The 9,827-nt window shown below is 32.9% G+C and carries 9 protein-coding genes and 1 rRNA gene; 1 reads left to right on the top strand and 9 read right to left on the bottom strand.

The features are described from left to right. The 4 genes from IJE64_RS00980 to IJE64_RS00965 form a co-directional block, all read right to left on the bottom strand. Positions 1–140 (bottom strand): 16S ribosomal RNA (locus IJE64_RS00980); the annotation flags it as partial. 537 nt (positions 141–677) lie between these two features. Next, positions 678–1,715 carry a TIGR01177 family methyltransferase gene (locus IJE64_RS00975; RefSeq protein ID WP_292780738.1) on the bottom strand — a complete coding sequence of 346 codons (1,038 nt, stop codon included), beginning with the start codon at positions 1,713–1,715 and terminating at the stop codon, positions 678–680. A gap of 17 nt (positions 1,716–1,732) precedes the next feature. After that, entirely contained in the window at positions 1,733–2,776 is a 1,044-nt protein-coding gene (locus IJE64_RS00970) for a PH domain-containing protein (RefSeq protein WP_292780736.1), read from the bottom strand. 135 nt (positions 2,777–2,911) lie between these two features. Then, on the bottom strand, positions 2,912–4,168 hold the full coding sequence (locus IJE64_RS00965; protein ID WP_394355582.1) for a proteasome-activating nucleotidase: 1,257 nt from the start codon (positions 4,166–4,168) through the stop codon (positions 2,912–2,914). A 309-nt stretch (positions 4,169–4,477) separates the two neighbouring features. On the opposite strand from IJE64_RS00965, the gene IJE64_RS00960 reads away from it, so the two are divergent. Continuing rightward, positions 4,478–4,966, top strand: a complete 489-nt coding sequence (locus IJE64_RS00960; protein ID WP_292780734.1) for a multiprotein bridging factor aMBF1 — start codon at positions 4,478–4,480, stop codon at positions 4,964–4,966. Here the strand turns inward: IJE64_RS00960 and IJE64_RS00955 are convergent, their stop codons facing one another. The 5 genes from IJE64_RS00955 to IJE64_RS00935 form a co-directional block, all read right to left on the bottom strand. Further along, complete coding sequence (locus tag IJE64_RS00955; protein ID WP_292780731.1) at positions 4,967–5,401, bottom strand: DUF356 domain-containing protein; 435 nt, start codon at positions 5,399–5,401, stop codon at positions 4,967–4,969. It lies immediately after the preceding gene. A gap of 42 nt (positions 5,402–5,443) precedes the next feature. Then, positions 5,444–6,709, bottom strand: coding sequence for a hypothetical protein (locus tag IJE64_RS00950; protein WP_292780730.1), 1,266 nt, complete (start codon positions 6,707–6,709; stop codon positions 5,444–5,446). After that, positions 6,709–7,143: a hypothetical protein gene (locus IJE64_RS00945; protein ID WP_292780729.1), complete on the bottom strand. Its 435-nt coding sequence runs from the start codon at positions 7,141–7,143 to the stop codon at positions 6,709–6,711. The genes IJE64_RS00950 and IJE64_RS00945 overlap by 1 nt, the downstream gene beginning before the upstream one ends. Before the next feature lie 81 nt (positions 7,144–7,224). Then, positions 7,225–8,655, bottom strand: a complete 1,431-nt coding sequence (locus IJE64_RS00940; RefSeq protein ID WP_292780726.1) for a Mur ligase family protein — start codon at positions 8,653–8,655, stop codon at positions 7,225–7,227. Between the two features lie 24 nt (positions 8,656–8,679). Next, positions 8,680–9,750: a glycosyltransferase family 4 protein gene (locus tag IJE64_RS00935; protein WP_292780723.1), complete on the bottom strand. Its 1,071-nt coding sequence runs from the start codon at positions 9,748–9,750 to the stop codon at positions 8,680–8,682. Between the last annotated feature and the right edge of the window lie 77 nt (positions 9,751–9,827).

Genomic DNA, 9,827 nt, shown 5'->3' with positions numbered 1-9,827 from the left:
CAGTTTCCCAGGGTTATCCCGGTCCTAAGGGTAGGTTATCCACGTGTTACTGAGCCGTACGCCACGAGCCTAAACTCGTTCGACTTGCATGGCTTAATCGAATCCCAATAGCAGTAACATCTGCCAGGATCAAACAGAATTAATCACATAACAGACATAATAAAAGAGTATTATGAAGTACGCTAAAATATAGACGAGTATACACTAAATTTGAAACAAATTAATTTGTAACTAATTCACCACATCTACAAAACCAACATCATACTTGAAAAACTCAAGTACTCACTAAAGTATAGCTACATGCGGAAAAGCAGTCATCATAGTCATGATTGTCAATACAATAAGACTTAAACCAACGCCATAAAAACACATAGCACATCTAATAGACAGATGAATTTTACTAACAAAACTAATTAAAAAATATTGCAATTAATATTTAAAATTAATAATATAGATTAAAAATAATTATAATCATAATATATATTATAAAATATCTTTAATTAGTAAAATAATAGAAATAATAACTTTTAAAAATAAAAATTTTTAAAATGCCAAAAAAATTGATTAAGAAAAAATTATTAATTAAAATTATTAAATAAAGAAGAATAAGCGATTTTCATCCAAGAATAACATGAAATAAAATAACTAGTATATAAATGTAACTATATTATATTTAATTAATCTAACTTTTTCCTAATTACTGAGATTATTCTTGTTAAACTTCTATGCATTTTAATTCCATATTGCTCAACAATTTCAAAGCCTACTTCTTCAGCAATTGGATGCAAATCCACATAATGAGGACTAGCCATGCAAAGGTATGCATCATCTCTCATATTATCATATATTGAATGGAAAAATTCCTTAAAAATATCATTACCTTCGATATCCCCAGTTGAAGTAGAAATCCCATATGGAGGGTCAGTGACTACACTTGCTACCTTTTCATACATTTTAAGCTCACGAACATCTAAATTAAATGTTCTGTAATCTGTAATTCCATAATGCTCTAAATTAATAGCAGTCCCATTCTTCATTTTCCAATAAATATCAGACCCTGCAACTTTACAACCGATTAAACCGGCTTCAATAAGTATTCCTCCAGTTCCGCAAAAAGGGTCCAGCAACAGTTGCCCCTCTGTAACTCTTGATAAATTAACCATGCATCTTGCCAATTTTGGACTCATGGATCCAGGATAAAAAAAAGGTCTTTTGTGAGGTTTGCTATCTTCAAAATGTTTTTTATTCAGTTTTATTTTTTCAATAGCTACATATACATCATCTTTAAAAGCAACTAAACGCACGAGAGAATGAGGCTCTTTTAATTTTACTTTAATATTATCGCAATTGGCCAATATTAAAGAGCCTGCCTTTCTTTCGGTTGCAACAGTGTCTATTTCAGATTGAAATCTCTTTACACGAACTGCAAATGTTTGACTAATATATTTAGGCCAGCTAATAGAAGAAATATCTTCATCCAATCTTTCGATTGATGATTTCAATATTATTTCGTGAACCTCATGGGTATAACCAAGCCTTTTAGTTAAAATTCCGTAATATTCATCAATTTTATCTTCAGGAATGTTTTTAAGAATTACCAAACCGTCAGTGACAACCTCAATATCCGCCTCGATATTTTCACATTCCATCACTGCCCTAAGCTCCGCTTGAGGAAGTTGAGGATGCTCTTGAGATTGTATGCACAGTAATTCCATTAAAATTCACCGAATGATTATTTTTTAAACTTATCAAAATGCCTTCTTATAGCAGTTTCAGGTGAGTCATCTACCTGTTTTTCCTCATTTTGATGAACATTTTCACTGCCATTATTATAATTAGATTCTGATTCATTATTGTGATAGTGATTGTCCCTATCATAGGAATAATTGTCCCTTACTTCATCATAATAGCTATTGTTGGAATAATCATTTGAAGGTCCATCATAATAACTGTTGTTGGAATAATCATTTGAATGTTCCACATATACTTCATCGGAATCATCCATAGCACGGTTTAAATTATAATCCAAATCATCATAAGGTTCATATTCGTATTTATTATGGTTAGGTTGCTGAAAACTAAACTCTTCAGGATAGTATTCGTAGTCTCTTCTTGGAGGCACATTCCTTTCATGTCCTATAGGAGTTATAGGCTCATATTCGTCGTAATATTCCTCCCTATTATTAAAATTATCTGGGTATCCCCTATTAGGAGCATTATTTACAAAGCCCCTAGGAGGTTCTTGAAAACTCCTGAATCCCATCATGTTTGAAAATATTATCTCTTCAACCTTGGCTGGATTGGAAATGTTTTCGAGCTTTATTTGATTATTGTCATAAGCGCTGAATGTTGAAACAGTTCCAACATTGAATAATCTTGCTAAAATGCCTTGGGATGAATTGATATCCTGAATAGCTGAATATGGCATATAATTCTTTTTGGTGGACAATATGCCGGATTTTATAATAATCCTAGTATCTGTTAAAGTATATTCCATGGAAAACCACTTAAGAAGTTGCCAGATTATATATAGAATAATAATGAGTATAACAACGAAAAATGCAATGGCGGCATATCTTGTTAAAGGGAGATTAATGCGAGAGATCAAATAAACTTGCATTTCGCCTATGAACTTAATGACCTTAGGTGAAACAATGAATGCAATGACTAATATAATGACACCAAAAATAGCTTTTTTGCAACCCAAAATCATGTTTGGCTTTGTTTTGTAAAGAACTCTCTCATTGGCTCTTTCATCATTTTTACTGAACAACATAATTATACCATTAGAATTACTTTTAAATAAATTTTTTCATGATGTTTAAAAATAAGCCTCAGCTCGCCCATCATTCATCACATATCAGAGCTCATAGGGTTCATCATTGGCTTATTCTAATAATAGTAATGTATCCTATCCAAACATTACTCCCGCTTCTGAGTTAAATATTTCTTCTTCTTTTGTTTTACTCATTACCTTATCGATTGCATCCATAAAGTCGGCGACAGTAATCTTATCACGTTTTTCACGAATAGCAAACATACCTGCTTCAGTACATACGGCCTTCAAATCAGCCCCGGATAATTCATCGGTCAACTCGGCAAGCAAGTCCAAATCCGCTTCATCATCCAAAGACATGTTTTTGGTATGGATTTTGAGAATCTCTTTTCTTCCATCAATATTTGGAAGAGGTACTTCAATGAATCTGTCAAAACGACCCGGACGCAATAAAGCAGGGTCCAAGATATCCGGCCTATTGGTTGCGCCGATAATGCCTATATCCCCTCTTGATTCAAATCCATCAAGTTCTGCTAAAAGCTGCATCAATGTTCTTTGAACTTCCCTGTCCCCACTGGTTGAACTTTTAAGCCTTTTGGCGGCAACAGCATCAAGCTCATCAATGAATATTATTGCAGGTGCCTTCTCTTTTGCAAGTTCAAATACTTCACGAACAAGCCTTGCACCTTCACCGATGTATTTTTTAACAAATTCGGATGCTACAATCTTAATGAATGTTGCATTGGTTTCATTAGCCACCGCCTTTGCAAGTAAAGTCTTACCTGTTCCAGGAGGACCATATAACAATATACCTTTTGGCGGTTCAATACCTACCTTTTCAAATAATTCAGGTTCAGTTAAAGGCAATTCAACAGTCTCTTTAACTTCAATGATTTGCTCTTCCAAACCACCGATCTTATCGTAAGTAATATCAGGTTTTGTTTCTATTTCCATTCCGGAAACGTTTGCATCTTTTTCTGAAGGCAATATTTCAACTATGCCGAAAGTTTGCTGATTAAGTGCGACTCTTGAACCAGGCACCAATAATTTTTCATCTAAGAATTTTGAGTAATTAACAAGGAAACTAGGTCCAGTACTGCTTTTAACGGTCATTCTATTATCATCTAAAACTTCAGTAATGGTGGCCAATACCAAAGGAGGAGATCTAAATCTATCAACTTCGGAGCGTAAAGATTTGGTTTCTCTTTCTAATCTGATTTTTTCATTTTCAATTAGGACTTTATCCTTTTCTAATTTCCTAACTTTCCACATCAAGTTACTTTTAGCTTTGGATTTTTCTTCTCTTAAAGAATCTATCTCATCTTGCAAAGATTCTACCTTTTCAATTAATTGTTCTTTTGAAGAATTTTCCAAATCATCAAAATCATTCATGTGAATCATCTCCAGTTAGTTTATATAAATTTCATATACATGTTACTTTAATAACAATTTGTAATTTTAAAGTATTTAAAGGTATTCATTTTAAACAATACTAACAATATTTTAAGTGAAATTTAATGGTGTTTGAAATGATGTTTTCAATTGAAACATTCAAAACCGATACTCCTGCAAAATATAGATGTTAGGCCATTATTTATTTTAACTGAATCTTAAAACGAAATTCAAAAAATTTTATAATTACAATTATTAATAAAGAAATCCAATATTATATATTAAGTAAACATTAGGAAACTGATTAATATGGAATGCGAAATTTGTGGTAAACCCGTACCAGAACATAATCCCATAAGGGCAAAAATTGAAGGATCAGTTATGGTTGTTTGTAAAGAGTGTTCAAAACTTGGAAAAATCCAAAAAGCGCCTCCAAAACCAAGATATGTACAGCAAAAAAACAAACAGAAAAAAAATACAAGAGCTAGAAATTATTCCAGAAACGATGAACCTAGCGAAGAATTAATTGAAGATTTTAGCAATGAAGTTAGAAAAGCTAGAGAATCAAAAGACTGGTCTAGAGAGGACTTGGGCCGTAAAATAAACGAAAGAGTCTCAGTAATAACCAGAATTGAAACTGGTAAAATGACACCGGACATTAAATTGACTAAAAAATTAGAAAAAGCTTTAAACATAAAATTGCTTGAGAAAGTAGATAATGTGGACTTAAATCAGTTCGTAAACAGTTCATCTGGTGAGAGAACTTTAGGAAACATAATGAAAATCAAAAGGAAATAGCTATTTTTTAATATAGCTATTTAATTTTTCATTTTTAATATGCCTGTCTTTTCCGATAATCTTATAATCAATCATCCCCTCATTTTTAGCCTTATGTGAATGATATCCCGGAAAATCATTTGCACTATCCAATACATCTTCAAGTTTATTATATGCATCATATTCATCACTGACAACTACAACATGAGCTGGAGGATGAATTTTTTTAACCTGCATAATACTTAAGGTAGTATCTTCTTTTACAAAAAAGGCAACTGCAACATTGGATTTTGTTTTAAGTTTGGAATTTAAAATCTTTTCAACCAATGTATCGGCAAAATTAGAATCAATAACCTTAGGCCTTGTAACTAAATTCAAACTGCCATGTCTTTCCATATCTGCAATTGCATTAAGTAATTTTGAATTGTTTTCTCCTCTAATTAAAATTAAAGCCATATGAATCACTATTTAAAAAAATAAAATAAAAGGAGGTGAAAATCACCTATTTTGGAAAGATTTCAGTAATCTGCTTCTGAATACAACCAGAAGTATTAAAATAATTCCAACTGCCGTCTGAATACTGCCTAAGATATTGAGAATATTTCCATCAACAGGCAAGTCCCATGTAGGCGATGACCTATCACCTGGCAGCGCATTATAATAAACACCAACCGCTTTAGAAGCTTGTTTTACATTAATGTCTTTAGGTTCGACATGATCAACACCAACTAAAAGACCATTATCGATAGCCCTGTTGATAGCGCTTGAAATAGCTGATGCATCATAACCATATTTTGAAACTGCTGCTTCGACAATTTGTTTTGTGGTAGATGCTACACCCGATTTATCCGTTCCGTAAACCGATACACTAACCGAATTTTGACTTACCGTTATCGCATTGCCTAAAGCTTGATATGCATAAACCGTTCTTAGGTCTCCTTCACACACTGGACATTTGTCATAACCTTCCGAAGTAGGATATCCTACACTCCATCCACAATCATCACAAATCTTGGAGTATTCCTCATTCATAGGATAACCCGTTTCATTCATGTCCTTAGGAGTAAACATGTCTCCAGTTGAAATTCCAGAAACAAGATTCACACCACCACCACCGTATTTTTCTCCAGAATCATTTGCTACTTCACCCATAGCCTCTGAAAGAATAGTGGTAGCAGGATAACCATCACGAATCATTTTTCCAATATTCATAGCAGTTTCCTTTCTTACAGAATCTGCAGTACCATATAATGGATTTCCTTTTGTATTTCTCAAGTGAATAATTGCTCCTCTTTGACCTGGAGGTAAAGTGGCAACACCACTACTGTAAGGAGTTACTTTAATAGTATCTGTTGCATCATCTACAGTGATAACATATGCATCAAAAGATCCTCCTATTGCTGCACCAATATTCGGACCGCCAACAAGAAGACGAGCCCCATCATATCTTGATGCTATAGAAGCCGCTGATGCTGCAGAAGCATTGTTTTCCAAACTTGCAACAGCCGCAACAATAGACTCTAACCTAGAGTCTGAACCACCAGTACCCCCTGAAAGTACAGCAAAGTGATTATCCTTAGACATTAAAAATGTTGATTGGAACATGTTGTCTGCAAAAGACATACTGCCCGCTGCTGCCCCATTAGGATCCTGGCCTGTAGGGTCGGTGATGACAATTATATTACAAGTAGCGCCAACACTACTTATAGCTAATAACAATATCACAAAAAGTATAATTGACATTTCAAATTTTTTCAATTTCATCACCTAGTATCATTATCTAATTCAACGGAAGAAAAGTCTTCTATAACCGTAACTGTTACAACACCAGTGTTTTTATCTACTTGGACATCTGCAGCAGTAATAGGAGTTACAGATGTACCTGGAACTGTTGACCGTTTTGCAAAATCTTCAGCCGTCTGAATTGCATCCTGCAACGAAACTTCCCTAATAGAAGTCTTTAAAATGTCCCCATAAATAATACTACCATCCCTAAAACCAGCTTGCATAACATTGGCTCTGATAGTATCTGTAGGGACTATGTCATTTCCTTTGACAATGATTCCAGAGATTGGAACACCGTCGTCAACATCAGAAGAAGATGCAAAAGCCACATAAGTAATTAAACGACCGCAAACAATCAATAAGAACGCAAGTAATAAAATAATTAATGTGTCTCTTCTAATCTTAATAAACATGTTTATATCCTCTTTTGTATCTCATCCTTAAAGAAGAATAAAATATACATTTATTATATTAAGTTAATATAATATTTAAATTTATATAATGTCTTTTAAAAGGGACTCCGCAGGGTCCATTCCTTGAGCACCGATTAACAGAATAATATCATTTTCATCCGCTTTATTATAGGTTTCATTTAAACAGTCCTTTAAATTATCATAATGAACAAATTCGACGTTATTATCATTTAACGTGTTAAAAAATACTTCTCGTTCTTCATCTTCAACAAAATTCAAATCATTAACGACATCATTACTTGAAGATAAAATTAATTCAATGCTGTCATCCATTGATTCGACAATAGCATCAACATTTAATTGATTTATTTCCACACCTCTTGAACCCCTTATGGCGCATACAACAAATAACTTTTGATTTTCGCAAAGCAATTTTTTTGTCTCGGAAATAGTTGCTTTAATACCATCAGGATTATGTGCAAAATCATCCAATATCAATGGTTTATCCTTAATTTTTGTAAATCTCCTATCTAAAGGTTTATAAGATTTAACACTTTCAGCAATCCTATCTATATCCAATCCCAAAGAAACTACAGCCCCAATAGCTGATAGAATATTTTGAATAAAGTGATTGCTTGTAAACGGCAATTCCTCATTTGTCAAAACTACTGCATCATTGTAAATAATTGCCTCCCCATTATAATAAACTGAATTTTTTTCTTCAATTTCACTCATTGATGTGTAGAATGGATTTTTGGCATCCAATTTCATGACTAAATCATCATCGTGATTAAGTACGCAAATTCCATCACCAATAGCTTTAGGAACAGCAGAAATTTCATCGAATACTTCATCAATTGAATTTACAAGGCCAATATGGTCCATTGCTATGTTTGTAATGACTCCCACTTTAGGATTGGCAGCTTCACTCATCAATGCAGCATGGTTTTTCATGAGATTTCCAAGCCATCCTTGAACTTCAGATACCTCAATTACAAGATAGTCTGGTTGGCCATTTACTTTTACTTCATCAAAAATTAATTTGGAAACCATAGGATCTATTAATGTATTGAATTCTGATTCGCTGTCAGTATTAGTGAATGTATGAAAGCCTAAAGTTTTTAAAATATGATAAATTAAATGTGAAGTGGTGGATTTGCCATTAGTTCCTGTAATAATGATATTAGTTGAGTCCGGAGAATATTTTTTTATTGTATGTGAAAGTGCAAAGGCATTTGCCAGTTCAATATTATCCGTAATAATTAATGGGAAATTTAATTTTTCAGCCATTTCAATTGCGCCATCTTTAGGAGTTTGAGTAATTAAGCAGGCAATATTCTTATTAAAAGCCATCTGAATTCCAGTATCATTAATCCAATGCCTTATTACAATATCTCCTGTGTGTGAATCATTTAAAAAAGTAAATTTTCCGGTAAATCCATCAATAGAAAAAAAATCATCATTTCCAACTAATTTTCCATTAACAATATTTGCCAAATCTTGAATTTCCATCTTATCACCCCAAAAAAATAAAAATTAGAATATGTACATCTTAGCAAGAATGCCGATAATACATAATAACGCTGTAAAACCCCAATAACTATATACAATTTTTGTCTCAGACATACCATAATGATTTAAAGTATGATGCAGTGGTTCTACAGGCAATTTAATAATATGTGCTCTGTGAAGTAAGCTAACAACTACTGAAATAATTGGAACACCCAATGCAAGCACGCCAAAGTAAGGAACATCAGCTATAATTACTGCAGCCGCATATCCAGTACCCAATACAAATGAACCAGTGTCTCCCATAAATATTGAAGCAGGATGTTTATTAAATACCAAGAATCCTAAACATAAACCTGCTAAAATTAAAAATGGTGGGATAACAGTTGCAGGACCAAATAGATAACCATATGCGCAACATGCAATAGATGCAATTCCAACAATACCTGCTGCAAGACCATCCATACCATCGATTAAGTTAACTGAATTAATACATCCTAAAATAGCTATTACAACAACAGGAATAGCAAAAATGCCCAATTCGAAACCGCCTAAAGTTGTTCCAACACCAGTTAAACCTAAAAATAATCCTAAAACTATTTGACAGATGATTTTTTCCAGTTCTTCAGGTTCCGTTTTAATTGGAACTTCACCAATGACTTCGACTTTATCTTCTTTTAACAAATCATCCACTTCTGCTTTTGCCTTTGGAGTGGCAACTCTCACTTCTTCTCCAGGTTCAACATCCAATCTTCCTAAAGTAATTACATCCTCTGAAGTATTTACAACAATTTTCTGAACTTCTTTAACTTTAAGACCTATCAAATCATCAACTAAACCTACAATTCCTCCAGCAAGCATTATGAAAGACAAAATTAAAATAGGAGTATTCTGATAATACAAAGCTATAATTAAAGAAATTGTAAATAAAAATGCAATACCGCCCATTGTAGGAGTACCGCTTTTATGCCTATGTTCACTAACTATAGGATTATCTGCAATCCTTGCTTTAATTAATATTCTTTTTATGTACCATGTAAAGAATATTGTAGCAAACAATGTTATTAAAAAAAGAATTAACATATCTGTATTATTCATCTTACCACACTATAAATTCATTAAACTATTAAATTATCTATTAATAATAGTATATATATTATAACTTATAACACAGA

The sequence above is a fragment of the Methanobrevibacter sp. genome (genome assembly GCF_017409525.1).
Classification (GTDB): domain Archaea; phylum Methanobacteriota; class Methanobacteria; order Methanobacteriales; family Methanobacteriaceae; genus Methanocatella.
The sequence above is the reverse complement of the archived record's forward strand: the minus strand, read 5'-3'. Positions and strand labels throughout refer to the sequence as shown.